At 49.2% G+C, this 25,567-nt stretch carries 28 protein-coding genes; 21 read left to right on the top strand and 7 right to left on the bottom strand.

Annotation, left to right across the window (positions count from 1 at the left end; translation table 11 throughout):
• Positions 1 to 18 precede the first annotated feature (18 nt).
• The 7 genes from lon to K300_RS0112595 all read right to left on the bottom strand — a co-directional run bounded on the left by lon (position 19) and on the right by K300_RS0112595 (position 7,401).
• The gene (lon, locus tag K300_RS0112625) at positions 19 to 2,400 is read right to left on the bottom strand and encodes an endopeptidase La (RefSeq protein WP_022852040.1); all 2,382 of its coding nucleotides are present in this window, start codon (positions 2,398 to 2,400) and stop codon (positions 19 to 21) included.
• Between the two features lie 29 nt (positions 2,401 to 2,429).
• Positions 2,430 to 2,837, bottom strand: a complete 408-nt coding sequence (locus K300_RS16400) for an Hsp20/alpha crystallin family protein (protein ID WP_022852039.1) — start codon at positions 2,835 to 2,837, stop codon at positions 2,430 to 2,432.
• Between the two features lie 7 nt (positions 2,838 to 2,844).
• Positions 2,845 to 3,711: a UTP--glucose-1-phosphate uridylyltransferase GalU gene (gene galU / locus K300_RS0112615; protein WP_022852038.1), complete on the bottom strand. Its 867-nt coding sequence runs from the start codon at positions 3,709 to 3,711 to the stop codon at positions 2,845 to 2,847.
• A 59-nt stretch (positions 3,712 to 3,770) separates the two neighbouring features.
• The gene (amrB, locus tag K300_RS0112610; RefSeq protein WP_022852037.1) at positions 3,771 to 4,562 is read right to left on the bottom strand and encodes an AmmeMemoRadiSam system protein B; all 792 of its coding nucleotides are present in this window, start codon (positions 4,560 to 4,562) and stop codon (positions 3,771 to 3,773) included.
• Positions 4,541 to 5,356, bottom strand: coding sequence for a hypothetical protein (locus tag K300_RS0112605; RefSeq protein WP_022852036.1), 816 nt, complete (start codon positions 5,354 to 5,356; stop codon positions 4,541 to 4,543). Before K300_RS0112605 ends, amrB begins: the two co-directional genes overlap by 22 nt.
• A complete protein-coding gene (mqnE, locus tag K300_RS0112600) occupies positions 5,353 to 6,360 on the bottom strand; it encodes an aminofutalosine synthase MqnE (RefSeq protein ID WP_022852035.1) in 1,008 nt (335 codons plus the stop codon). Before mqnE ends, K300_RS0112605 begins: the two co-directional genes overlap by 4 nt.
• Before the next feature lie 84 nt (positions 6,361 to 6,444).
• A complete protein-coding gene (locus K300_RS0112595; RefSeq protein WP_022852034.1) occupies positions 6,445 to 7,401 on the bottom strand; it encodes a tetratricopeptide repeat protein in 957 nt (318 codons plus the stop codon).
• Positions 7,402 to 7,571: 170 nt separating this feature from the next.
• On the opposite strand from K300_RS0112595, the gene K300_RS0112590 reads away from it, so the two are divergent.
• The 21 genes from K300_RS0112590 (at position 7,572) to K300_RS17095 (ending at position 25,458) form a co-directional block, all read left to right on the top strand.
• On the top strand, positions 7,572 to 8,264 hold the full coding sequence (locus K300_RS0112590; protein ID WP_022852033.1) for a hypothetical protein: 693 nt from the start codon (positions 7,572 to 7,574) through the stop codon (positions 8,262 to 8,264).
• Between the two features lie 9 nt (positions 8,265 to 8,273).
• Complete coding sequence (locus K300_RS0112585) at positions 8,274 to 8,645, top strand: hypothetical protein (protein ID WP_022852032.1); 372 nt, start codon at positions 8,274 to 8,276, stop codon at positions 8,643 to 8,645.
• Between the two features lie 18 nt (positions 8,646 to 8,663).
• Positions 8,664 to 9,647 carry a major capsid protein gene (locus K300_RS0112580; protein ID WP_022852031.1) on the top strand — a complete coding sequence of 328 codons (984 nt, stop codon included), beginning with the start codon at positions 8,664 to 8,666 and terminating at the stop codon, positions 9,645 to 9,647.
• Positions 9,648 to 9,657: 10 nt separating this feature from the next.
• The gene (locus K300_RS0112575; protein ID WP_022852030.1) at positions 9,658 to 10,005 is read left to right on the top strand and encodes a hypothetical protein; all 348 of its coding nucleotides are present in this window, start codon (positions 9,658 to 9,660) and stop codon (positions 10,003 to 10,005) included.
• 12 nt (positions 10,006 to 10,017) lie between these two features.
• Complete coding sequence (locus K300_RS0112570) at positions 10,018 to 10,401, top strand: hypothetical protein (RefSeq protein ID WP_022852029.1); 384 nt, start codon at positions 10,018 to 10,020, stop codon at positions 10,399 to 10,401.
• Between the two features lie 3 nt (positions 10,402 to 10,404).
• Entirely contained in the window at positions 10,405 to 11,103 is a 699-nt protein-coding gene (locus tag K300_RS0112565; protein ID WP_022852028.1) for a phage tail tube protein, read from the top strand.
• Between the two features lie 9 nt (positions 11,104 to 11,112).
• Complete coding sequence (locus K300_RS0112560) at positions 11,113 to 11,805, top strand: hypothetical protein (protein ID WP_022852027.1); 693 nt, start codon at positions 11,113 to 11,115, stop codon at positions 11,803 to 11,805.
• Positions 11,806 to 11,812: 7 nt separating this feature from the next.
• Complete coding sequence (locus K300_RS0112555) at positions 11,813 to 12,196, top strand: hypothetical protein (protein ID WP_022852026.1); 384 nt, start codon at positions 11,813 to 11,815, stop codon at positions 12,194 to 12,196.
• Positions 12,197 to 12,231: 35 nt separating this feature from the next.
• Positions 12,232 to 13,167, top strand: coding sequence for a hypothetical protein (locus K300_RS0112550; protein WP_162139899.1), 936 nt, complete (start codon positions 12,232 to 12,234; stop codon positions 13,165 to 13,167).
• Positions 13,168 to 13,170: 3 nt separating this feature from the next.
• A complete protein-coding gene (locus K300_RS0112545) occupies positions 13,171 to 14,886 on the top strand; it encodes a hypothetical protein (RefSeq protein WP_022852024.1) in 1,716 nt (571 codons plus the stop codon).
• Positions 14,886 to 15,365 carry a hypothetical protein gene (locus K300_RS0112540; protein WP_022852023.1) on the top strand — a complete coding sequence of 160 codons (480 nt, stop codon included), beginning with the start codon at positions 14,886 to 14,888 and terminating at the stop codon, positions 15,363 to 15,365. Before K300_RS0112545 ends, K300_RS0112540 begins: the two co-directional genes overlap by 1 nt.
• A gap of 1 nt (position 15,366) precedes the next feature.
• Positions 15,367 to 16,086: a carboxypeptidase-like regulatory domain-containing protein gene (locus K300_RS0112535; RefSeq protein ID WP_022852022.1), complete on the top strand. Its 720-nt coding sequence runs from the start codon at positions 15,367 to 15,369 to the stop codon at positions 16,084 to 16,086.
• Entirely contained in the window at positions 16,086 to 16,967 is an 882-nt protein-coding gene (locus K300_RS0112530) for a hypothetical protein (protein ID WP_022852021.1), read from the top strand. Before K300_RS0112535 ends, K300_RS0112530 begins: the two co-directional genes overlap by 1 nt.
• A gap of 9 nt (positions 16,968 to 16,976) precedes the next feature.
• Positions 16,977 to 17,942, top strand: coding sequence for a hypothetical protein (locus K300_RS0112525; RefSeq protein ID WP_022852020.1), 966 nt, complete (start codon positions 16,977 to 16,979; stop codon positions 17,940 to 17,942).
• Positions 17,939 to 18,370, top strand: a complete 432-nt coding sequence (locus K300_RS0112520) for a hypothetical protein (RefSeq protein WP_022852019.1) — start codon at positions 17,939 to 17,941, stop codon at positions 18,368 to 18,370. The genes K300_RS0112525 and K300_RS0112520 overlap by 4 nt, the downstream gene beginning before the upstream one ends.
• Positions 18,363 to 18,572, top strand: a complete 210-nt coding sequence (locus K300_RS0112515; RefSeq protein ID WP_022852018.1) for a hypothetical protein — start codon at positions 18,363 to 18,365, stop codon at positions 18,570 to 18,572. The genes K300_RS0112520 and K300_RS0112515 overlap by 8 nt, the downstream gene beginning before the upstream one ends.
• Positions 18,573 to 18,581: 9 nt before the next feature.
• Positions 18,582 to 20,681: a glycoside hydrolase family 78 protein gene (locus K300_RS0112510; RefSeq protein ID WP_022852017.1), complete on the top strand. Its 2,100-nt coding sequence runs from the start codon at positions 18,582 to 18,584 to the stop codon at positions 20,679 to 20,681.
• A gap of 8 nt (positions 20,682 to 20,689) precedes the next feature.
• A complete protein-coding gene (locus tag K300_RS0112505; RefSeq protein WP_022852016.1) occupies positions 20,690 to 20,941 on the top strand; it encodes a hypothetical protein in 252 nt (83 codons plus the stop codon).
• 157 nt (positions 20,942 to 21,098) lie between these two features.
• Positions 21,099 to 21,878, top strand: a complete 780-nt coding sequence (mazG, locus tag K300_RS0112500) for a nucleoside triphosphate pyrophosphohydrolase (protein WP_022852015.1) — start codon at positions 21,099 to 21,101, stop codon at positions 21,876 to 21,878.
• A gap of 48 nt (positions 21,879 to 21,926) precedes the next feature.
• Entirely contained in the window at positions 21,927 to 23,060 is a 1,134-nt protein-coding gene (locus K300_RS0112495; RefSeq protein ID WP_022852014.1) for a Fic family protein, read from the top strand.
• A 106-nt stretch (positions 23,061 to 23,166) separates the two neighbouring features.
• Positions 23,167 to 25,458, top strand: coding sequence for a methyl-accepting chemotaxis protein (locus K300_RS17095; RefSeq protein ID WP_022852013.1), 2,292 nt, complete (start codon positions 23,167 to 23,169; stop codon positions 25,456 to 25,458).
• Positions 25,459 to 25,567 lie beyond the last annotated feature (109 nt).

Here is a 25,567-nt window from a genome sequence, read left to right as displayed (position 1 = left end):
AGAGCCCTCTTATTCTATCTAGTCATTATCGAGCAGTGCGTTTTCCGCAACCTGCTCAAACCTTTCAACGGATATAATCTCCAAAGACTTTTTAACGTTCTGGGGGAGATTCGCAATATCCTTCTCGTTCTTTTTGGGTATCAGTGCCTTGGTGATGCCGTGACGCTTTGCCGCAAGAAGCTTCTCCTTCAACCCGCCTATGGGGAGCACCTTACCTGTGATGGTGATCTCTCCGGTCATGGCTACGGACTTGTTCACAGGTTTCTTTGCAAAGGTGGAGAGAATCGCCGTTGCCATGGTTATTCCCGCAGAGGGTCCATCCTTCGGTATTGCTCCGGCGGGGACGTGGAGGTGTATGTCATATTTAGAGAATTCTTCCGGATCGATGCCGTATTTCTCCGCAATGTTCCTTATATATGTGAGCGCAGCCTTTGAGGACTCCTTCATAACATCCCCGAGCTGGCCAGTTACCGTCAGGTTCCCCTTGCCGGGGTATCTTGTGCATTCCACAAACAGAACCTCACCCCCTACCGGTGTCCAGGCGAGCCCTGTGGCGATGCCTATCTCGTTGTCCTGCAGCTCGTCGTCATCAAGGTATTTAACGGGTCCGAGGAACTTTTCGACAGTTTTCTCCGTTATGCGGAAGTTCTTGTCCTTCCCTTCTGCAACCTGTCTTCCAACCTTTCTGCACACTGTGCCCACGTATCGTTCGAGGTTTCTGAGCCCCGATTCACGTGTGTAGCCTTCTATGATGTGCATAAGCGAGGGCTTGGTGAAGTTTACCCTCTCCTCGCTCAGGCCGTTTTCGTCTATCTGTCTGGGGACAAGGTACTTCTCGGCGATCTTCAGCTTCTCCTCCTCGGTGTAGCCTGGGATCTGGATAACCTCCATCCTATCCTTCAGTGCGGCGGGGATGGGGTCGAGGTAGTTCGCCGTAGTGATGAAAAGCACCTTTGACAGATCGAAGGGCACACCGAGATAATGGTCCACAAAGTTGACGTTCTGAACGGGGTCAAGAACCTCAAGGAGTGCCGAGCTCGGATCGCCCCGGAAGTCGTGACCGAGCTTGTCGATCTCGTCAAGCATGAGAACGGGGTTATTCGTCCCCGCTGTTTTAATGCTCTGTATTATCTTGCCGGGCATGGCGCCGATGTAAGTTCTTCTGTGTCCACGAATCTCTGCTTCGTCCCTCATTCCGCCGAGGGACATGCGGACGTATTCACGACCCATGGCGCTGGCGACGGATTTTCCAAGGCTGGTTTTACCCACGCCGGGGGGGCCCACAAGGCAGAGAATGGGGCTCTTCATATCCTTCTTAAGTTTGCGCAGTGCAAGGAAGTCGAGTATCCGCTCCTTAACCTCCTCAAGGCCGTAATGGTCATTGTTCAGAACCTTCTTCGCTTCTTTTATCTCAAGCTTCTCTTTGCTCGATTTGCTCCATGGTAGCTCCACAAGCCAGTCAAGATAGGTTCGAACAACGGTGGATTCTGCGGAATCTGGATGCATCTTGGTAAGGCGCTTAAGCTGTTTGTCAGCCTCTTCCTTCACCTTCTTGGGCATCTTTGCCTTCTTTATCTTGGCCTGATACTCCTCAAGCTCAACCTGGATATCGTCCTCTTCCCCAAGTTCTTTCTTTATTGCCTTGAGCTGTTCACGGAGGAAATATTCCTTCTGGCTCTTATCAATCTCACCCCGGGCATCGTTCATAATCTTCTGCTGAACCTCAAGGATGGAGATCTCCCTGGTTAGGAATTCGCTCACCTTCTTAAGCCGCTCAAGGGGGTCGCTCTCTTCCAGAATCTCCTGGGCCTCTTCCATCTTAATCCCGAGGTTTGAGACGATAATATCCGCAAGCTTACCGGGGTCGTCTATGGTCTCTATAACAGCGAGGAGGTCGGGGAGCATAGGCTTGCCGAGGTTGACAGCGTTGCTCAGCTGTTCCTTCACATGGCGCAGGAGAGCCTCCGACTCAAGCTCGCCGTCCTTATACTCCTCAAGGAATTCTGCAACAGCAACCTTGAAGTTCGGCTCACGCTGGAGGAATTCTCCGATGGATGCACGTTTAACCCCCTGAACAAGGATCTTGATCCTTTCGTCTGGGAGTTTCAGCATCCTGAGAATAACTGCAACGGTTCCTACTGTGTTGATATCCTCCTCATCCGGCTCCTCCTGCTGGGGGTCCTTCTGGCAGGCGAGGAATATCAGCCTGTCGCCGCTCAATGCCTCGTTTACTGCTGAAATACTGGATTCTCTTCCCACAAAGAGGGGGAGTACCATATATGGAAAAACTACTATATCCCTTACAGGCAGCAGCGGAAGCTCTTCTGGTATATGTATATCGGTTTCAAATTGTTCCACTTCGTTTACCTCTTGTTCGTTATTTTCGTTCTCTTCACTCATAATTAATCCTCGATTGTATCTGAAAGAGATTATTCAGCTGTTTTTTTCAATGTTACGCTGAGAACCCCTTTCTTCAGTACGGCGTGTGTTTCTTCCTCATTCACCCGAAAGGGGAGGGGTAGAACCCTTTTGAAGGGGGCAAACTCCCTTTCCACACGCATGAAATAAACCTTATGATCGAGGCAGTAGCGCTTTCTTACCCCCTCAATTATAAGAAGGTTCTCGTACAGATACACGGCGAAATCATCACTGCTGACACCGGGGATCTCAATATTGACAAGTATTTCATCCCCTCTTATCAGTGCATCCATGGGAGGGGTGTTGGTTTCTGCCATGGAGCCCTTCTGTGATTCGATAAGATTCATAATCTCATCCACTTCCTTTTTCATAAGGCCGTGGATGAATCTTATCTTGGAGAGATGATCGGGTTTGCTCATTTCTTCCTCATGAGAGATTCAGCTCTCGTATGGTTTTAAGAATACCCTCCCGGGTATCCTCCCTTTCAAGGGCGAAGTTTACAGTTGCCTCAATGAGGCCGTCCATATTTCCGCAGTCAAAGCGTTTGCCTTCGAATTCGTATCCGTAGACACCCCTTTCGTCTGCGATGGTTTTTATGGCGTCGGTGAGCTGTATCTCGTTTCCGGCTCCTTCGCCTGTTTTTTCGAGTTCGTCCATTATGTCGGGGGTTAGTACATAGCGGCCGATGATGGCGAGATCGCTGGGGGCGTTTTCCTTCGGTTTCTCCACCATGTTTCCAAGGCGGAAGAGACGCTCGCTCTCCTGCTCCTTCACTTCGACGATGCCGTATTTATGTGTCTGGTCCATAGGAACACGCATGATTGATATAACGGGAGCTTTAGTGCGCTCATACTCCTTGGCCATTTCGCCGATAACCGAACCCTTCGAAAGGATTATGTCATCGGGGAGGATAACGGCGAAGGGATCGTTCCCCACGATATCCTTGGCGCAGAGAACTGCATGACCCAGCCCCTTCTGTTCCTTCTGGCGGACATAGACCACATCACACATATCCGATATTCGGTTAACCTCTTCGAGAAGTTTTTGCTTACCCGCCTCTTCAAGGGCCTGCTCAAGGGCGGGGTCCCTGTCGAAGTGGTCTTCCATGGATTTTTTTGTTCTTCCTGTTACGAATATAATTCTCTCTATACCGCCGTTAAGGGCCTCCTCCACGGCGTATTGGATAAGGGGTTTGTCTATCAGTGTAACCATCTCCTTGGGGATGGCTTTGGTGGCGGGGAGCATCCTCGTGCCCATGCCCGCAACGGGGAAAACTGCACTTTTTACCTTCATTTTTTCTCCTCTCAATAATAAAGTTATTCATTATCCGGCCAAACATCGCCGGCTTAAAATCAGGGGAAAATAATCCCGGCGTAGCCCACAACCTTGTCGTTGTCCCCCGATACCTCTCCGCTGTGGGTATGCTCCACAAGCTGGGGATTCGAACCGCCGAGCTGTTTTAAGTACTCAATACCGATCCCTGCCGGTATAACACCGCACATTGATATGCTGTTGTCTGTTACACTTTTGAAAAGCTCCTCCGTATCCATCTTCAGAACGGCATCAATTGCCATCCGGTCCTTCTCTTCCGTGATGGATGCATTCTCAAAATGGTTGAAATCGGAACTGATAACAACGAGAATATCCTCGTCTTTGAATGCTTCGGCCATTATCCGGCCAAGTTCCCGTACAGTTCTTAAATCGCCCCTCCCCACTGTAACGGGGAGTATCGCCACATCGGGGTTAAGCTGTTTTAATATAGGGACAATAACCTCTAGGGAATGTTCATTCCTGTGGGCGGCGGTGTCGTGGGTGAAAACACCCGATGAAATAAGCCTTCCGGCAGCGCTGTCGTCCACACGTACCTCGCCGCCGGGAACCTCCCATGCGCCCTCGCTGTATACGGAGAAAGGGGAGCCCATGCTTGTGTGGTTTGGTCCTATCAGGATGACCGTGTCGGGTATACGAACCCTGCTGAGGGTTTTAACAGCCGTTCTGCCCGAATAGACGTAGCCCGCATGGGGCACAAGTACGGCTCTGGCTCCCATAGTGCCGGAACCTTCCCTGGCTGATTCGATAAACTCTGAGATTTCGCTGACTGTCGAGGGGTAAAAAAGCCCTTTTACCGCTGCTTTTCTGAGCATAGCATCTTTCCCACCTTTTCTGTCCAGCTGGACGGCATCTTCACTGAGATGTTAAAGTAGCTGTAATCGTTAACCAGAACAAGCCGTTTATCCACATGGCTCAAGGCCCACGGCTGTCTGTTTCTTGATATTACCAACTCTTTAACCCTTTTAAAAGTGAAGTGTTTCATAAATGGGAAGATACCCTGCAGAAACCGGAGATGATCGAGGGTTTTGGAACCTATGGTTATGAGACGGTTCCCCTGGGCGCAGATCTCAAGCCTCCCGTCATGGGTGAACAGGATGAAATAGTCCTCCCCGAGAGCCTCTTTGAGGTCGAAATCCGTATCGAACATGCACATCTTCTCGCTCCCTGCGAGGAACTCCATGTAGGATGTTACGATGGTAGCTTCGGGGTTTTCGTTGCTTATGGTCTGGAAGGAGACGGGCTCACCCGTCTGGTCTTCAATCCTGTATGAATCCACAGCGCCTGAACGCAGGAGGTATAGGTCAACGATGTTGCCGCAAGTCATATCATTGCCGAACTCTGAGAGTGCGCCGCTGATCTTCTTTGATATAAAGCCGCTGAAGAGTGTTTTTTTGGTTTTGTTGCAGAGATCTGTATTCGGTTCTTTCCCTGAAACGTCCCCCCGTGCTGTGGTGTAGGACCCTCCGCTGAAGCAGTGTACGTTCTTGGCGGAGATGGGCGGAAACTGACCGTTGTTTACAAGGCGAACCCTGTTTCCGCAGTGCTTCACAAATTCTGCTATCCCCGCCAGGTTAGGGGAGGGGTTCAGGAAGATAAATTCATTCATTTAATAGGCATCGCTTCGTAGAATGCGTTTCTGCGCACAGGCTCAAGGCCGGAGGCTGTTATCATACCCCTGAGCTCTTCCTCTGTAAGGCCTTCACTGCTGGTGGCTCCCGCCGCATGGGTTATATTCTCACGGAATATCGTCCCGTCCAGATCATCTGCGCCGAAACGAAGGGCGATCTGGGCTGTTTTTTCACCCAGCATTACCCAGTATGCCTTTATATGCGGTACGTTGTCCAGCACAAGGCGTGAAACGGCAACCATCTTGAGGTCATCCATCCCTGTGGAGGGCATCATGCCGTCGAGGAACGTGTTCTCCGGATGGAAGGAGAGGGGGATAAATGCTAAGAACCCTCCGGTTTTTTCCTGTAAATCTCTTATGGCCTCAAGATGCTCCATACGGTGTTCATCGGTTTCGAGATGGCCGTAGAGCATTGTGGCATTGGTTTTTACGCCCTCTTTATGGGCGATCTCATGAATCCTAAGCCAATGATCCGCTTCTATCTTTTCGGGGCATATCTCATTGCGCACTTCGGGGTTGAATATCTCCGCACCACCCCCAGGCATCATGTCGAGACCGGCTTTTTTGAGCCCTTTGATAACATCAACGATGCCTATACGGGAGATCCGGCTGAAATAGTCTATCTCAACGGCGCTGAAGCCCTTGAGAACCTTGGCGGGAAAGTTCCTTTTCAGCTCGCTGAGCATATCCGTGTAATAGGTGAAGGGTGCGGTGGGGTGGAGTCCGCCAACAATGTGGAGTTCGTCCGCTTCCTTTCCTGATTTGCGTACATATTCGAGGATGTCGTCGATCTCCATGAAATACCCGTCATCGTCACCCTCATCCCTGGCAAAGGCGCAGAATCGGCATTTGCTCACACATATATTCGTATAGTTTATGTGCAGGTTATTAACGTAGAAAACCTTCTTCCCCCACATCCTCTGGCGGAGGGTGTCCGCTTCGGAGCCGAGTTCGAGAAAGTCTTTATCGAAGAGGTTCTGCATCGCTTGCTTTATCCTGTTATATTAAATGTGTCAAATTCTTGAAAAATTATCACAGTCCGCACTCTTTTAGCAACCGTTTATTGGCTACTCCGTCCCACGGTATTTCTCACCCTTCTCAAAGAGCTTCTTCCATACCCTGAGACCGTCCTTCTCCACAAGGTCCTTCTCCGCCTCTATCCTTTGTTCCAGTATCTCAAGGGCATCTTCGAACCTGTCCGCCTCGGCCAAAGCCACGGCGAGTGTTATCACACCCCTGTTGGAGGGGCGCAGTCGGAGTGCTTCTGCGGCATTCTCCACAGCGAGGCTTCCGTTACGTATGGCGGGATCCTTGGCTGTGGCAAGTCTCCATGCGAGTTTATGCCTTGCGGCGGCATTCTTCGGCTCGAGCTCAACGGCCTTTTCAAGATCACGCAGGGAATAGCTCTCCTTACCCGCCGAACGGAGTATATCCGAACGGAGGAGGTAACCATCAGCGGACTCCGGCGCAAGCTCTATCCCCTTGGTGGCGTCCACAACAGCACGCTCGAGATCACCGGCTTTGAGGTATGTTCTCCCCCTGCCGATATACGCCATCGTCAGTTCTGGGTCATAGGTTATAGCCTTAGTATAGTTGAAGAGGGCCTCTTTGGTGTTCCCCTGTGCCCGGTAAGCTTCAGCCATGCCGGCATAAGCTTCGGCCCATGTGGAGGGTTTTCTGCTCACCGCTTCGTCAAGATCCAGCAGAGCAAAATCGTATGCACCCTGATGGAGCCTTGCCATCCCCCTTTTGTAGTATAGCCTTGCCATATTTACCTGGTAGCGCATGGCGGCTGTGTAGTCGTTCTCCGCCGCCGCATACTCACCCCTTTCCATATAGAGATCTCCACGAAGCTCCCTTGTGGTGTAGTGGTCGTATTCATCTATCGCTTCGGAGTAAATCTCCTCTGCACGGTTAAGGTTACCTGATTCAAAGGCGTTAAGCCCTTTTGTGTTCATCAGTTCTGTCTGTTTGGGTACGCATGCGGCGCACAGCAGTGCGGCTATTACAATAAATCGTCTCATGAATAAGCACTCCTAGATTACTGGGGATTGGGGATTCTAACCTATGGCGTATAAAAAATCGACAGCTTTAAAGGTGTATGGACACAAAAAATTCACGTGAAGTAACATATTGTGACAATCATTGTTTGTGAGTGGTTTATATTCTCACTCAGCAAAGAGGAGGGGATTAGATGATTCTCGAAATAGCAAAAACAGGTTCATACGGAGACACGGTTATTACGCCGGAGATACTTGGCGAGATAGCCGCCTCCTTTGCCGGAGACGTTCCCGTTACTGCGGGGCATGAGCTGGCGGATTCCATGCCCGCTCTCGGCTGGGTCAAGCGCATCTGGGTTGAGGGGGATACCCTTCTCGGCGAGGTGGAGTTGACCGGGGAGATGCAGAAGGCGTTCGATGGCGGTGAGTACAGAAGATGGTCCATCGGCGCAAGGAAGAGGGAGGATGGCTACTACCTTCATCATCTCGCATTTCTCGGAAGCGTTCCACCGATGATAAAGGATCTCGAGGTTATCGAGATGGGGGACACGGAGGACTTTATAACCATACCCGTGGAACCCGAAGGTGGCGTGCTTACGAATCTTGAAGAGCTTAGAAGGCTGCGTGAAGAGGTTCGGGAGATCAAGATCGAGCAGATGCGAAGGGCGGGTGAGGGGAAGATTCCCGCATTCCGGTTGGAGACTGCCGTCAGCTTCGCCAGAGAAAGTAGTGAAGCGGTGAACATGGCGGATGGGAGCAGGATTGAGGCGGCGGATCTTTTGATCGACCTCTTCGGTTCACTCCCCGAGATGGTTAAGCCCGGTTCAGATATGAGCAGAGCGGGGGAGCATACCTCCGTATCGGCAAGATGTTTTTCAAAGATATAGGAGGATTTCATGGCTAAATTCGATGCAGTTGTGAACAGACAGACGGTGGATTCCGCAGAGATTCTGGATGGCCGTCACCCCGCAGTGGTTCGGGTTATGGAGTTTAAGGCGGATTCGGGAGAGGTTCCCGCAGGTGAGATCGTTGCGAAGGACGCTCTCGGGCTCATATCTTCGTATGACCCGGATGCGGTTTCGGCAAACGCAACGCTGGCGGTGCCTGTAGGGGTGAACCTTTTTCCCGTGGATACAGCAAAGGACAGCCTTGGGAATGTGGTTGTCCACGGAACGGTTATCAGAAGCTCACTCAAGACAGAAGGAGCAGAGGCCGCAGATGTGGATAAGGATACACTCGAGCAGAATACCCAGATCTGGGCATTCTAAATACTAGGGGGAGGATACATGATTCAGTTCGACATCAACTCATTTTTCACAAGGGAGGCGCTTGTCCGCACACTTTCGGATATGCCCGTTCTCTCAACACCTGTAATGGACACCATATACAAGGAGGAGAGGCGAAGAAACCATCCGCTTCCCACTGTGGCTGTGGCGGATCTTCAACAGCCCATACGCAACATCGCAGTGAGCAGACGGGGCTCAAACCCTGTTCCCCTCTACGGCGATTCCGGCGAGATTACCCATATCGAACCCCAGCCACTCAGGCCCTCTGAAAGGCTTTCGGGTGTGGATGTGAACAACTTCAAGATGATCGATACAGCAGGAGCAAAGCTCCTTATCGATAACAAGATAGACAGGCTCAGAAGAGTTGTAAGAGCCTCTACCGAGGCGATGGCGGCGCAGTCGCTCAAGGGGAAGATAAGCTATCCCATGGCAATGGACGGCGGTTTCGGAACCTATGAGGTGGACTTCGGCACGACACTGACCCATACACCCGCAACCCTGTGGGATGATTCGGGTATCACCATCGATGAAGTGATCGCTACATTCATAGAGATGGAGGCGGCGATTCAGGAGAGTAGTCGTTTCAGCGGCGAGATACTCTTCTGGGCGGGGCGCGACGCCTTCATGGCGCTCAGTAAGATCGTCCAATCCCTCGATGGTTCAGTGGTTGCCACCATGGAAAACAGGGCTATCAATGTGGGCGGATACAGCGTCGGTCTCATGAATTCATCTTATACAAACCCTGCGGACGGAACACCGGTTAAGGTCGTGGACGACAACTCCATCGTGGCAGTGGCGAAGGATGCTCCCTTCGAGCTTGTCTATGCGGTTCTTGATGATCTGGACAGCAACCTCGTTTCCATGCCTTTCTTCGTGAAGCCCGTCGAGGATAAGCGTACATCCTCCATCGAGCTAGTGGCGGAAAGTAAGCCCCTCCCCGTTCCTTACACTAAGGCGGTGAACTGGGCCGCTGTCACGGCATAAGGGTTAATGCGTGGCTCTGCTTAGTGCTGAAGAGCTCCGGGAAGAGATTCAGCAGGAGGATTTCGACGCAATAACCGGCGGTGACGACACCATAGCTGAAAACGCTGTGGAGAATGCAAGGGATCGCATCACTGCCGTTGTAGAACGCTTCGGGCTTGAATACGACGAAGAGGATAAGGTTATACGGCTTGCTCTTAAGAAGATGGCGCTGTGTGAGCTTTACACATATTCCGCCGACTGGGTTGAGGCGGAAAACTTCCGGAAGGAGGCCTCTGATATCCTTGCACCACTTGCTCCTGTGAGGGTTGCGGAATCGGCTGTTAAGGGGGGAAGCTCCGACTGGAATTGTTTCTCTTAAAGGGGGAAGGTTTTGATATATGAAACGGGTGCAGTTCTTGTTTCCGCATTGAAGGAAACTGGATTGTTCAGACGGGTGAGTCTCATTTCAGGTATGGATGAAAACGATCAGGAAACCTCCGGGGAGCCTTCGGCGAAGGTATTGTTCGTGAGCGAACAATCTTCATCCATAGGGGGAAGGATGGGCAGGGAGCTTGTCTACAGCATTGTACTGCGCACCGTTTCACTGGGCAGGGATGGGGACGCCTTTAAAAGGGGTGCGGATCTTATAGATTCCTCCCTGGCGGCCCTGCTCAGCCTTCCCGTTATATCATGGAGCGTTGAAGAGGCCTCGGCGGATAAGAGAAGCCGGAGCTGGAGGATCAACGTTGTGATACGAAGGAGCTTCGGAGGCTGATTTATGAATGGTGAATACACATCCTCCAGAGGGAGGCTCTATTTCAGGGGTACTGAGGAAACCGCTCACAGGGATATGGGAAACGTATCCAGTCTGAGTCTGAGTGTGAAAAATGAGACAAAAGAGCGCTTTGGAGAGAAGGATGGAGTGCTTGTCCCGAAGGAGTCGATACTAGTCCGCAGGGTAATTGAGCTCGAGTTTGTTCTGGACAGGATAGGCGATGAAAACCTTTCCATATTCTTCTCAACGAATCCCAACAGCTACCCTGAGCAGAGCTTCACAGAGGAATTGTATATAGACGGCAGTGGCTGCTATCCCCTTGGGTACGTGGATATATCGAATGCAGAGCTGACCTCCGGTGGGATCTCATACATTGAGGGGAGCGACTACGAGATTCTTAAAAGAGAGGGGATGCTAAGGATCCCCGAAGGGAGTTCGGTACCGGCTAGTACAGCGACTCTCAGCGGATATTCGGGAAGTAATAGTAGACTGGGCGTCTCTGGGGGTAGAAGTGTTGCGGGGGATATATTTTTCGTAGGAGATGCGGACAACGGTAGAACATTGAGGTTTTCCGGAAGAGTGTCACTGGCACCGAAGGGGGGGATCTCTCCTGCAGACAGAGATTGGGTAAACCTACCTTTTGCAGGAGTATTCATCGATGCCTCATCCAATGAAAGCTTAATAGATATAGATATTTACTAAGGTGAAAATATGCTTCTAAAGAATGCAAATTTTGCTCTTACGACCCTCTCTGAGGATCTTGATAACTCCATGAACCCATCGAGCCTGTATATGGCCAGTGATTCAGACTTTCCTAAAAGCGGCAGGTTCAGGGCGGTTATCTGGGGGGGCGCCCACAGTACACCCCTTAAAGATCCCGAAAGGGAGATCGCGGAGCTTGAGTACAATGGAATGGGAGTGTTTCCTCTGTTCAACTGCTATGGAGGTCAGGAAGGAACGGTTTCCAGGAGCTGGCCGGCCGGAAGCAAGGTTGCCCACGTGATAACGGCAGGTAAGCTGGACGAGCTTGAGTCATTTATTCATGAGCATGCTAATAAAGCTGTTATAGACGGCTTTTCAGATGTTTCTGGAGAGGTTGCATACAACGGCACAGAGTTGCTCAAGAGGGCGGAAGCTTTGAGAATTACAGCGGACTATGAAATGGACGGATCTGTTAGGTGCATCCTTGCTGACAGCTCATCATCGGACATAGCCGTTACACTGCCAGACCCTTCATTCTACAGCGGCAGGCTCTTCTTCGTTAAGAACACCGGAACGGGAATGGTCACTATAACCCGTTACAGCGGCGAGATGATAGACGGTCAGCAGGCTGATATCACCCTTTCGACCCAGTGGGATAGCAGGGCGCTGATCTCCGGCGGAACAAACTGGTACATGGTTTAGGTGAAGCATGATTAGCCTTGGCGGTGTACAGCTTCCGGATGGTCTCATCTGGGAGAACGAGTTTTCATCTTCTGGAGTTTCAGCTGAGCGCAGAACGGCCGTTGACGGCTCAGAGATTCTCTTCTCCCGAAGGATTACCGGGAGGGATATAGACCTTGTATCCATGGAGGATAGATCATGGTTCAGCAGGGAGCAGGTGGAGATGCTGAGTGGAATGGCAAGTAATACGACAGCTAACTATATCCTTGAGTTGGGAGCAAATGCTTTCATTGTCAGGTTCAGGAATGAGGATGGTGGTTTCAGTTTCACTCCGGTTGACCCAGTAGAAAACGGGTCATCAACCGGATGCTACTACGGAAGAATTAAACTTCGTGAGTTAGGGGGAGAATGATGGAGCAGACGGATATAAAGTTTTATAAATCGGCCATGATAACAGATACTTCGGTGAACGGAGGTCATATGGATGCCGCTGCGGCGGTTGTAAGCGGTGTTAAGTTTAACCTTTTTCCGAGGGTCACATCAAAGGAGCGTACGGATGGCATCCTCAGGTACAGAAAGGTTTTCATGTCAAACCGCTCTACCGGATCAGAGCCTGCATACGATGCGGCGGTCTGCATAAGCCTTCCGAGCAACGGTGGTGACCGGTTCTATATCAAACGATCCAACCACTCAGAAACCCAGGCGGATATAATCGACTCCGGCTGGACCGGGGGTGGTTACATAAATGCCGATGTCACAGCTGGAGATTCATCCGTTCAGGTGCTCTTCGAAAGTAACGATTTCGACATACCGGACGGCTCGCTGATGCTGTTCAGAAAAGAGGATGACAGCATAATTACAGCCAGAACGACTGATGATGGGAACGCCTGTGCAACATGGATAGGAAATGTGGCCACCATCAGGCTAGCAGAGCAGGTGCCCGAGGATATGCCCATGGATACCACCTGCGCGGGTATTTGTATTGAGCTAGGCAATCTTCAGTCAGCTGCGGAAAACGTTATCGTAACGAGCGCATCGGGAGGGTTGAGCGATGGTAGCATCGATGTGAATAATCAAGGGTGCATCGAAGAAAGCTGGACACTGACCTTCACTTCCGCAACAGAGTTTGACGTGGCCGGTTCACGAATGGGTGCGCTCCCGTCAGGGAGTATATCTGGAACATACTCGCCGCTGAACCCTGTGGGAGCAGAGCCTTTGTTCATGATCCAGTCTTCAGGATGGACAGGCTCCTGGCAGGCGGGAGATACCCTTAGTTTTGATACAAAAGAGGCCTCCGCACCGGTATGGATAAAAGAGGTAGTCCCAGCAGGTACAGCCAGAGAGCCGGAGAACCGTTTCAGGCTCGACTGGATGATTGATTAAAAGATGTACAGCGTTCCGGGAGTCTGCATACCTGGTGATACGGGTGCAGGACAGGACCATTTCATGTTTGCGGGCTCTATCCAAATTTTGAGCTCCCTATCTTTTGGTGCGGATATCAAGTACCCAGAACCCTTCGGCTATGAGGGCGGACTAGATCTTGCCTGCGGGCTTCTTCCTATACACTTCGATTCGAGCTATGCAACCGCCATTTCAGTGGCGGGTGAATGCCTGCTGGAAGGGCTCCTCTGTTACATCATGAGTGGCAGTGCTTTGTTGGTAAGCAAGCTAACCAATTATGGTGAGGGTGGTGTAGAGCATGTTTATTCATGCGGAAACAGCGATAGAATCGAGTCAGAAAACTATATAGGCGGCAGCCACTGCGAAGGTGTGGAGTTATTTGCTTCCATTGATTCGAGGCTCTTAAATGGGTGCGTAGCAGTTGTGAGTAGTATTCCTGCAACTGGTTACAGAGGATCGGTTCGGCTCAGCAATGAACATGGTGAATCACTTGTTCATGTGCAGACGCCACTGGTTGTCTATGGTGATGATAGAGAGATAACGCAATATGTAACAGATGCTTATCTTAAGCTGTACGGTGACGGGGAGTTCCTCTCCGGTGAGATTAAGCTTAGTGAGATGAATATGGAGTTCAGCACGGTCAAGGTGGGGTTGGATGATGATGAATTTACTCTATTTGTTCAGAGTTCATATGTATCAAACAAGGAGCGGACACTCAAACTGCAGGGGGAGGAAACTGAAAAAGCCTTTGTACTCAGGGAAAAAAAGAGGATCGTCCTGTCCGGTGGGTCTGCGAAAGAAGCTGTACAAAGCCTTATTCCGGGTCTGAACTGGATCTCAGAGGATTACACCATTGCGCCTGTTATCACGCATGACAGCCCTTTAAATGTTGCAGAAGTTGTCTTGAATGCGGGTGGAATGACCCTCGCAATCGATGGAAACGCAAGATACACAGCATTGAAGAAGCACAATAAATATGTATTATCGGCACCTTATCCGGTTCTGTCAATTGCCAGAAAGATAGACAGCTCACCGTATGATGGGGTCAGGCTTACTTATGGTGGCGAAACACTCATAATCCCAGAAAGTACAACTGGAACTGCAGGAAGCAGGATTATTGTTAAGGTTTTTGGTGAGCCGGATCTGACAGCTGTGGGGGGTGAAGCAGAGCTTGTTTACAGAGGTTGGATCGAAGAGGTAACCGAGGATGTTTTTATCGTTAATGGCCGAGGAAATCTGAGCTACCCGGTATTTAAGCCCATAACAAGCGGACTAGTCATGAGTGGGGATATCGTATACTCCGATAAACAGTACGATAAAATTACGGTTAGCTACCTTATTAAATATGATGTTTACAGTGCATCAAAAGAAACGGCTGGTGAAATGATTCTTTGTGGTGATGGCCTCAATAAGAAATTCCTTGCGGGGGGTGGACTTCGTGTTTTGGAAGAGAAAAATGAGCTAATTACCTCATCATGTACAGCAAAAAGATATGCCGAGTCCAGATTGATTGAGGCTGCAGTTAAAGAGTACATAGAGATTGAGCACCTGTATTCCTCTGTTATATCGAAGAATATGGGAAGCCTTATAGATACTCCGGCCGGTAGTGGTTTTGGCGTAATGAGTGAATTGAGAATTGAGGGTGCACCCGTGGGGGTAGTCCAGAAAACAGGCTTACTTGTGCCTGTAAGGGGGGCTTAGTGTCTGATGTAAAGATAAGTTTTGTAACACCCGAATCCATGGAAAGTGGTGTTGTTATCATGCTGGATGATGCCGCAAATAAAGGCAGAAAGAGATTCATCTATGGCGAAACAGCCTGGTTCAGGGTTTATGCCCAAAGACCTGATGCAGTTTTGTATTCAAGCAGTGCAGGCTCGATAATAGATGCTGGTACAGCGAGCGGAGTATTGGATGATGAGGTATACACCTTTGTAGAAAGTCGTGAGCTTAAAACAAATGTTCCATTCAGGAGCGTTTCTTCATGGAAATGGTACGGTAACTCACTGGGGAACATCAGTAAAACAGATGTGAACAGGATAAGCTCAGATGTGGATCCAAAGGATGGCGGAATTGCCGTTGCAAAGGTTTCCTTACTTGCTGATTACCGGAGGTTCGGAATAACTGTGCCAGCCTCCAATGAACCAGAATTCCCTGTTGTTATATACGTATACGGTGAATGATATGGGAAAGGAATCGGTCATTTTCACCAGACGGGACACTGGACAGGGTGATCTCAGAGTTCTGCAGGATCTCCCCATGAACGGGAACAGGACGCATTTTTTGCCTGGTGAGCGATGCTTCCTGAAGATATATCCCGGTCTGATAAATCATGAAACCACAATGAATACCGGCGAAGTGCTCGAACGAAAGAATGGTTTGAGTGAGGAACATACAGAGTATCTGGTATTCCACGAATCTGATCATGCAAAAACCGAATATCCTCCGGTAAAAATACTCGAGGCATCATGGGAGGGCAAGGACTGTGGAGAATTTCGTAACAGCGGTAGCACGTTCAGTCTTAGCGAGAAAAAAAGCGGCATCTTAAGAGTTCGTTACGCTACAACATTCGATAGATACTGCATATCCGCACAGGCCCACACGCTTATCCTCTTTCAGGTTTTCGCAAAAAGCGAAACTTCATATACTACAATAGATTATACCGAAGAGACTGATAGTGATCTCAGGCAGGTCACTCTTAATGTCCGTGATGCCTGCACCGGCGAAGATGTAGAGGGTGCAAATGTTTATTTGAATGATAAGTTTGCTGGTGTTTCGAGGGTTGATGGAACCCTGCCGCTAGGGCTTATCCGAAGGGGGACCTATAGCCTCAGAATAACCAAGGAAGGCTACGCAGACAGCGATTCGGACAATATCAGAAACGACTCATTCACGGTGGAATGATGGAAAGTTTCAACGTATATCTCTGCCCGGATCCTTGGGAGCCCAGCGGCATATGTGTGAAAAACGCCTGTTCAAGAGGGATTTCATACAGTGTGGAAAACCGTTCCCTGCTTTCTGGAGTAGATGAAAGATACCTCCCCCTTACTGTTAATGCGGAGATAGGCAGAAGGGGTAATGAGGGGAGTGCCGGAATACATACCGTTTTGAGGGACAAAAACTGCCTGGACGTTATCCCCTTTTCACCGTGTGGTTCGATACTGCCTGAAAACAGGCGTATATCATATTATTATAGTGATAGTAAGCTAGCTTACTATATTAATATGCCAGATATATGTGGTCTTGAATCCGTATCGATTGTTTGGGGAAAGGACTCATTTACAATACACACACCTTCGAGTTCCGGTGAGATCACAGGTAGAAACCCTGGTTATGTATGGTCTGACACTGAGACGTTTTATATCAATCCCAGAGATAAATACCCGGTTCCTGGAACATCCGTAACTGTCAATTTGAAGCTTAAAAATGGTGCCAGCATATACTACGCCTCATCCTTTTTCGAGACAGAGTTGTTTACCTCCGCAGTAACAGTAGGCTGTGGTCTTTGGAGCGACGGTGTCTTCCTGGAAGGTGGTGAAGGTGTTGAGTTCAACGGCGAATGGGTTGGCAGTTCAGACCTGCGCTGGCTGGTTGATTTCAGGAAGAAAAGATACGCACTGAAACCCTCAGACTATTTCGATTATGGGCTGGACAGCCGTGTCTGCATTGGAAAGGGAATTATCGGTAGCGGCCTGCAGCCTTTGGGAAGCTTTTCATCAGCCTCTGTGAGGGAAACCCTTGATGAAGAGGCCGATTTGATTTTACCTGTGGCACTTTACGGATGAGGTGAGCGTATGTCTTTATTAAAGGTCAATAACTTAGGGCAGGCTGCCGAGGCATACAGCCTTGTGCACGGTGTGGTGACCGGTGTGGATAAAGAAGGGAATACATTGGATATTGATACTGGAGAGCTGCTTACGGGTGTCCCCGTTTTGTATCACTGCACTCCCGACTCAGAAGAAGTTGTGGATGGTTCGATTGCAGGCGCATCCAGTGCATTCAGCGTTGGTGATGAGGTGCTTTTATTGTGTGGAGCAACTGACAGGGTGATAGGTTTCGCTGATGAGCTGAGACCCTGTTGTAAGGTGAAATACGCTTATCTTGCAGAAGGTGGATGGTTAATCTCTAAATGTGGTGAGACTGAGCCTTATGAATTGATAACAAACGATGAATTCGATGAAGGATATGAGGAAGTCTCACAGGCTGGGACAGGTTTGTTCAGCATCATGGAGTCCGCTGTGGACATTGATGAGTGTGTCGAGCGAATCGACCGTATACTCCTTCGGGATGGTTCTGGAGTTATGGTCGTTTCTGAATACTACGATTCCTGTCTTGTGGACCGCTGGGGGGAATGGATTGAGATTAAGGCCCAGGCATCTGTGCCGGGGCTTGATATTGCAGTAATTGAACACACCAGGCAGACAATTACAACAAACACCAGCTGGGATACGAACACAAAAACATTCCTTTATATCAATGGAAAAGCCGAACTGCTGTATGAGATGAATACAGAGTGGCGACCAGAGCCGGACTACAATGGCCTTGTGGTTTTGGAGGCAGGAGAGGTTTATCGCTTAGACAACGGTCGTGCAGCATTCTCATTAACAGCTGGAACGCCCGAGAGCACTTTCCATTTCGCAGTACACACAATTAACGCTAATAATAAGGAGGCTAACAAATATCCATTTTTGGGCTATGTTGACTACAACGGCTCCAGGGGGGAGCCTTTAATGAAGGTTGTAACAGGGAGGAGGGAATGATTTGGAATAATCTAAAGTATTTCAGTAAGGATGAAAACTGGGGGGATCCGGACAGGATAAACCCTGCTCTGCTTATCCTGCTGGATAGTCTGAGGGGTTGTGTAGACAGGCCTTTTCTGATCCACTGTGGCTATGAAACATCGGGGCATGCCACCAGCAGTCGCCACTATACGGGTGATGCGGTGGATTTCCATATTGAAGGGGTTGGCTACAAAACCGGGGTCAATGCACTGCTTGAGGCACTCCATAAGGTTCAGATATGCGATACCGTATCAGCCGCTTATGTGGGGCTAGGGATATATCCGGACTGGAGAGATCCCGGCTTTCATCTGGATATCCGGGGATACTCTGCACGCTGGGGGAGAATCGGCAGTAGTTACACAGGTTTTGAAAGTGCATACAAAAGTATAGGGGGAGATGATGATTAGTACGCTAACAACAGTTCTGACAGGTTCGCTTATGTCTATCTTCAAGGCATTTGTAACGGAGAATATCATAAGGCTCATTGTATTGAGGTCTTTGGAGAATCTTACCGAAAGAACGGACACTTCCATTGATGATGAGATACTTGAAGAGGTACGGAAATCACTGGATAAGATCGACGTTAAAAGGGTTAAAAAGTCACTCTAGGAGGGAACAATGGCTGGCAGAAAAACCGTTCCTGAGATTCTGAATGATGTATTTGATTCGGATTCGCAGGAACTTAAAGCAACATATAAAACGGATGGAGAGGTCCTGAATCTTGTCCATGATGAGTCAGAATCTGCGCTAAGAGTAAGGTTAAGCAACCCTCCTGCGTCACTTCCGGCTCTCACAGCCCCTTCGGTTTCGGGAGTGACCCCTGTCTACACCGATGAGGGTTCGCTCTTATCTGCATCAAATATAGCAGCCGAGGCTGTATCCCTTGAATGGGAGGCGGATGGGACCTATACGGTGGTATCCGGTATGCTGGCGGGTAGTGCGGACCCTACCATAACCCTTTCATGGGGGGCATCGGGAAGTTATAATGTCCGTGTTCGTGCAAAGGGTGATGGTGTGACATACTCCGATTCGCCTTGGAGCGGTGCTTTTTCCGTAGTTGTAGAGCAGGCTTATGCACCTGATAAGCCTTCGAATATATCACCCGCATCCGGTGCAGTGGATATTCAGGAAACGCCCACTCTTACTTCATCCGACTATTCCGGGCTTAACCCTGCAATGTATGCAAGGTTTCAAATCGCTTCGGATAGCGGATTTAGTACGCTTGCTTATGATAGCGGACAGATAGGTTATATTGCCCAATGTAATGTTCCGTCGGGAAACCTTTCGGCAAATTCAACGTACTACTGGCGTGTGGCTTATACCTCGGATTCGGGTCTGACATCCGAGTGGTCGGATTACACTTCATTCACAACCGCTTCTGCTTTTGAGTATGTTAGCACACCCTTTAACCAGAGCCCTCCTGATGCATCCGTCGATACCTCTACAACGCTTAGCCTGTCATCCAGTGCATTCTCAGTATCAGGCACAACAGACACACACTCTGCCAGTCAGTGGCAGATTACTGATGTATCTGGAGACTATACGTCGACTGTATGGGACTCAGGGGAAGATCCACTGAATCTGGTTTCAGTCAGTGTACCTTTCGGTGCCCTTAGTCCGAACACTTCCTACTACTGGCGTGTAAGGCATAAGGGGTCTGTACTCGGATGGTCTGAATACTCCTCAGAAACATCCTTCGCCACGGCCGATACAACCTCGGGCATTATCGGATTGGCACTTGTAACTCCCGGAGGGGGGAGCGGGACGTGGGCATATGTGGACGAACAGGGGAACAGTATATCACCTACCAGTTCTACCTTTGATTCCCACCCAGTATGGGGTGGAATAACGGACGTAACCATAGACTCTCAGGAGATGGTTAGGATACCTAAGTTTTACTACAAGGTTGCTGCAGCACCAACCGGAAGTGAATATGAGGGCAAGAAGTGCTGGTGGATTTCCGATACCCCGGAAGATGGCTTTTCAGTTCATCCTGCGTTTGTAGATGCGGGGGTTGAAATAGAACAGTTTTACGTCGGGAAATATAACGCCAATGATGATGGAGGTACCATGCTTGGCTCAACCTATGGCGTGCTCGCCATGACAGATGAGCTTATGAGTACTTTCATAACAAAGGCGGAAGCAAGGAATACCGGGGGTGTAGACGGCTTTCATATGTGGACGATCTATGAAATAGGAGCGATCCAGATGCTATGCCTGATTGAAACAGGAACGCCGGATGTGCAGTCCGCCATAGATCCAGGAAACTCGAACGGCTCGGAAATAATGACAAACGGTTCTACAGGGGCAGTATGGAGGGGTCTGTATGAGCTTTGGGGTAACTGCATTAAGATGTGTGAGGGTTTTAAGAGCGATACATCGGGCTATTTACACATTTTGGAGAATACTGGGACGGGTAATTACGTGAACACAGGTCTATCCGATCTAGGCTCCTCAGGGTGGGTTTCAACGGTTCATGATTCGACTGGAGCGGGGTTCGATATGTCTGCAGTGTTCATTCCCGCATCTGTGCAGTCGGAAGAGCTGAACTCGACCTTCTCCGACTTCTTTTATCCCAGCTCATCAACCGAAGAACAGTCTATCTCATTAGGAGGAGCGTACATGAGTGGAACTACTGATGGACTATTCAAACACAATATCACAGTTGCTGACGCAACCAGAACTGAACATTTTGCTACAAGAATAGCAAAGGTATAGGTGGTATTATGACTTTTGAGATATACAACGATAATGAGAATGGACTGAGGACGCTTGATATACCCGATACAGGGGTATGGAGATTGAACCTATGGAGGGTGCCCTTTAGCATTTCTGCAGACGGATACTTTGTTTCACTAAAAAAAACGACAGAGCCTCAAGAAGTTCCGCCCTGCAGGGGCGTTAATGCAGAGATTGTTTTCAATGGAAAGATCTATGATGGAAACTTGGTTGTGTTAGAGGACAAAAGGAAGGACTAAGACAGCAGGCCGCCTCCGGGCGGCTTTTTTTATGGATAAATCGTTTACTACCTGAATATTCAGAGGACAGAAGAAATCACCATGTGAGTAACGGTTGATTTTTGGACATCGGTGAATTAAAATTCTTCGTAAGCTTCCAAAGAGGATTATTTGCCTTATGAACTCTTCCTATGAAAGACTCGTTGAAATTGTAAAAAAACTCAGAAGCCCTGAAGGATGTCCATGGGACAGGGAGCAAAACCTTTATTCCATAAAGGAGCATTTCCTTGAAGAGGCCTACGAACTCCTTGAAGCCCTTGATAACGAAGATATTGAGCATGTCCGGGAGGAGCTTGGGGATGTGGCGTTCCATGTTGTTTTCCATGGGGTAATGGCGGAGGAAGAGGGTAAGTTCAGCCTTGAAGAAGCCCTTGACCTGGTGAGCGAAAAGCTTGTAAGAAGACATCCCCACGTTTTCGGCGATGCAGCTGTTAATAATTCCGAAGAGGTTGTTGAAAGCTGGGAAAAGATAAAGGCTGAAGAGAAGAAGAACAGCCGCAAATCTGTACTGGACGGCGTTCCTGCCACCCTCCCAACCCTTCCCACGGCGAGAAAGCTTCAGGAGAAGGCCAGGAAGGTTGGATTCGACTGGGACAGCAAGGCCCAGTGTATGGATAAGGTGAATGAGGAGTTCGGCGAGTTCACAGAGGCGGTTCTAAACGGTAGCCGTGAGGAGATCGAGCACGAACTCGGGGACATTTTGTTTGCCCTAGTGAACATTTCCCGCTTTTTGGATGTCGATTCTGATGAGGCTTTGCGGAAATGCAACTCCAGATTTGTTTCCAGGTTTGACTACATAGGCAAAAGGCTCAAAGAGAAGGGGATGGCCTATGAAGAAGCATCACTGGAAGAGATGGAAGAGCTCTGGCAGGAAGCAAAGAAAACCGAGGCCGGATAAACGGCCCTTTATTATTCTTTTAAATTCTAATTATTGCGAAGGAGAGTTATGATCAAGGAAGTAAACAGTTTCCATTCAGGGAAATTCACATATAACGGTATTTTCAGCGGCAGACCCGGAAAACTTGTCCGTGCCCAGGCTCTAATCGATATGGTGGCAAGTGTTCCTGTTCTACCCGAAGTGGCAGAGCAGAAGCTCGTTCGTCTGCCTGCTGCATCTATCCATGCACAGGCGAGTATCGAGGGGAGCACCCTCTCCCTCTCCGAGGTAGAGAATATTATTTCGCAGAAAGAGGGGGTTATAGGACACGATCCCCTTGCCATAAGGATCTACAACCTTAAGAACCTCTATAAGTATATAGCCTCCCAGAGTTCTGAGGAGGGATTTGAGATCACCTCTGATACCGTACACAGCGCTCTCGGCATACTCGTGAAGGGACTCAGCGGTTCAAAGGATGAGGAGGGGCACTACAGGAACGGCGAAGCGAAGGTTTATAAGGATCTTCCCGACTGCTCATGGAATCCCCCCTCCTCAAGGCTTGATGTGAACTTCCTTATGAAGAACTTCTACCTGTGGATTAACTCCGATGAGATGAAGAGTGCCGGAAGCCTTTTCAGGGCGGTTTGCACACACCTCTATATCGCAAAGATCCTCCCATTTCACTCCTTCAACGGAGTTATCGGAAGATATGCGGAGAGCCTTATTGTAAGGTCCGGCGGTGGGCGCTTTGTTCCCTATTCGCTTAGTATATTCTACAACAATAACCGTGAGCGCTATCTTAAGGAGCTTGCCGGTTTCTTTGATACAAACGACCCCTCTTCCTTTGCCGATTTCGCTGCCGAAGGTGTTATCGATACACTTCAGGATATAAGCAGACAGAGTATCGAGAATGTTCAGGGTGTTACCCTTGAAAACTACCTTGAGAATCTTCTCAAGGAGAAGCGCATCAACAAGAGGCAGTTTGAGCTTCTCATGCTGCTCGTGAATGTCCCCGAAGGTTTCACCCCTCCGGAACTCCAGCTGAAAAAGGAATACGTTAAGCTTTACGGCAAGGTCAGCAGAACCACCGTGGCCCGGGATGTTAAAAAGCTTCATGAGATGGGGTTGTTGAAGGGTACCGAGGATGACAGGTTCTACCTGAACAGAGGCATACTTACATCCTGCGTGAGATCATTCTTCTAAAAGCTGTTATATTTTCTTCAAATAGAAGAACTGTTTTTATTGAATAATACGACTCCGAAGGTATTATTAGTTATATTGCAACTAATAACCTTAGCGGAGTGTATTCATGCGAATCGGTCTTAGAGAAACAATTAATATCTTCGTCTTCGGCGGAATTCTTATTATTCTTGCGGTACTTATCGGTGTTGATTATGCAAACTTCGGTAAAAGCCTTCAAAAGGAGCAGGAGGATTTTTACAGGAGTGTGCGTGAAGCTATGTCTGTTGAGCTTGACAACAAGCTCGGCGACCTTTCCATTACGGTGGAAAGCATAGCCATGAACCCGAGAACAACCCGGCTTTTTGCCGAGGAGGATCGGGAAGCGCTCAAGAATGATTATCTCGATTTCTACAATAATATCAAAAAGGAACACGGCATTGCCCAGTTCCAGTTCCATGTTCCTCCAGCAACCAGCTTTCTCAGGCTCCATAAGCCGGGCAAGTTTGGTGATGATCTTTCCGGGTTCAGGAACACAGTTATTCAGGTTAATAAGACAAAGGAGCCCGTTTCCGGCATTGAGGTCGGAAGGGGAGGCCCCGGTCTGCGTGTTGTTTATCCCGTCTTCCACGAGGGTAAGCACATTGGAAGTGTCGAGTTCGGGGGCTCCATAAACGGTATTATGAAATCTCTCCAGAGAACCTTTGGTGTGGAGTATGCCATAGGTATAAAACAGAAGGTATTTGAGAATGCCAGACGCTTCGATATCAAACCCGAGGATATCGTTAAGGGTGATGTCGTCTACTACACCAACTCAGGCGAAGATGCCGGTAAGCTCCTTGAAATGCATGAGGCAGGAAAGAACGAATATACTATAAACGGGCACTACTTCTCATCGAGGGTGGTACCCCTTAAAGACTTCAGTGGAGCAGAGATCGGGAACGTCGTTTTCTTCGATGACTACACCGCACTGGTTAAGGAGCTCAGGGGTGCAATGATCACAAAGTTTGTGATAACCATCGTTCTCGCCTTCATCGTAACGATGATCATTTTCCTGATGCTCCGTGGCAGCCTGAAGTCTGTCAAAAGCTTAGTCACAATGACCAAGGAACTTGCCACCGATGAGGGGGATCTCCGTAAGCGCCTCCCTGTGAAGAACAAGAAGAAGGGTGATGAACTCCACGAGATGAGCTTAAATGTGAACGAGTTCCTTGCAACCCTCGATAAGGATTTCAGCAATACGCTTTTTGCGCTGGGGGATGTTACGGAGAAGGCTCTGCCAATATTCGACTCTCTCATCAAGGTTTCCAGTGTTTATGAAGAGCATCTGGATCTCACAAAGTCCGTAGCCGCTGCCGGAGAGGAGATGGCCGCAACGGTTAGCGAGATAGCCCAAAACGCAACGGACTCCTCAGTTCAGGCGGAGAACACTGTTAAAGAGGCAACCGAGGGTGCAGAGATAGTGAGCGAGGCCACCAGAAGGGCGGAAGAGGTTAAGGAAACCATAGACAAGCTCGCACAGGATATTGAGAGGCTCGTTTCCAATGCCGAGGAGATCGGCAGCGTTGTTTCTGTTATTAACGACATCTCCGAGCAGACAAATCTCCTTGCACTTAATGCCGCCATCGAGGCAGCTAGAGCTGGTGAAGCTGGAAGAGGGTTCGCCGTTGTCGCAGATGAGGTGCGCAAGCTTGCGGAGAAAACCATGGAATCCACCGGCGAGATCGAGAAGGCGATCAAGGAGATCCAGAATGGTGTCAATGCTGCCGGCGAGAATACCAGAGCGGTATCAGAGATCGTTACCGAGCAGGTTAACACCACCGAGGAAGCGAACGCCAAGTTTAAGAGCATCCTTGAGTCCATCGAGAATCTCAACGGACTTATCATAAGCATTTCAACGGCCGTTGAGCAGCAGTCCGCCACCACCCAGGAGATCTCGACAAGTATTGATAACATCGCAAACTCCTCCGTAAGCACCAAGGGTGAAGTGGATAAGATGCTTGATGATATCAACTCCCTCATCAGCGAGCTTAAGAGTATTGAGAAAGAGCTTATAAGGTTCAAGCTCTCCGATGATGCCTCTGTTCTGGTTAAGGCGAAGATCGCTCACATCATGTTCCTTAAGAATATCTACGGTTGCTGGCTCCTTGGCCAGTGCGACATGCCTGTCCCCGAACATACCCAGTGCGATTTTGGAAAGATATTCTACGGACAAACACAGGGCAAGCTTGCTGAGGATCCTCAGTACAGAGCACTCGAGGAGCCCCATAAGGTTGTTCATGATCTTGCACGCAAGTTCAAGGATTACGGTGCCAAAGGTGATAGGGAGAATCAGGAGAAGGTGCTTAATCAGTTCCGTGAGCATGTGGAAGGCTTTGTGGCAGAGCTTGACAGGCTCATTGAGAAACACCATAAAGTTTAAATATAGTGAAAATTACCATTCAGGATATAGAGGGGCGGGTTCATAACCCGCCTTTTTTTATTTTTAGCTGAATAAACCGATGTTTTGATGCTTTTTCTGCAGTCTATAT

Source organism: Limisalsivibrio acetivorans (genome assembly GCF_000421105.1).
Taxonomy (GTDB): domain Bacteria; phylum Chrysiogenota; class Deferribacteres; order Deferribacterales; family Geovibrionaceae; genus Limisalsivibrio; species Limisalsivibrio acetivorans.
The sequence above is the reverse complement of the archived record's forward strand: the minus strand, read 5'-3'. Positions and strand labels throughout refer to the sequence as shown.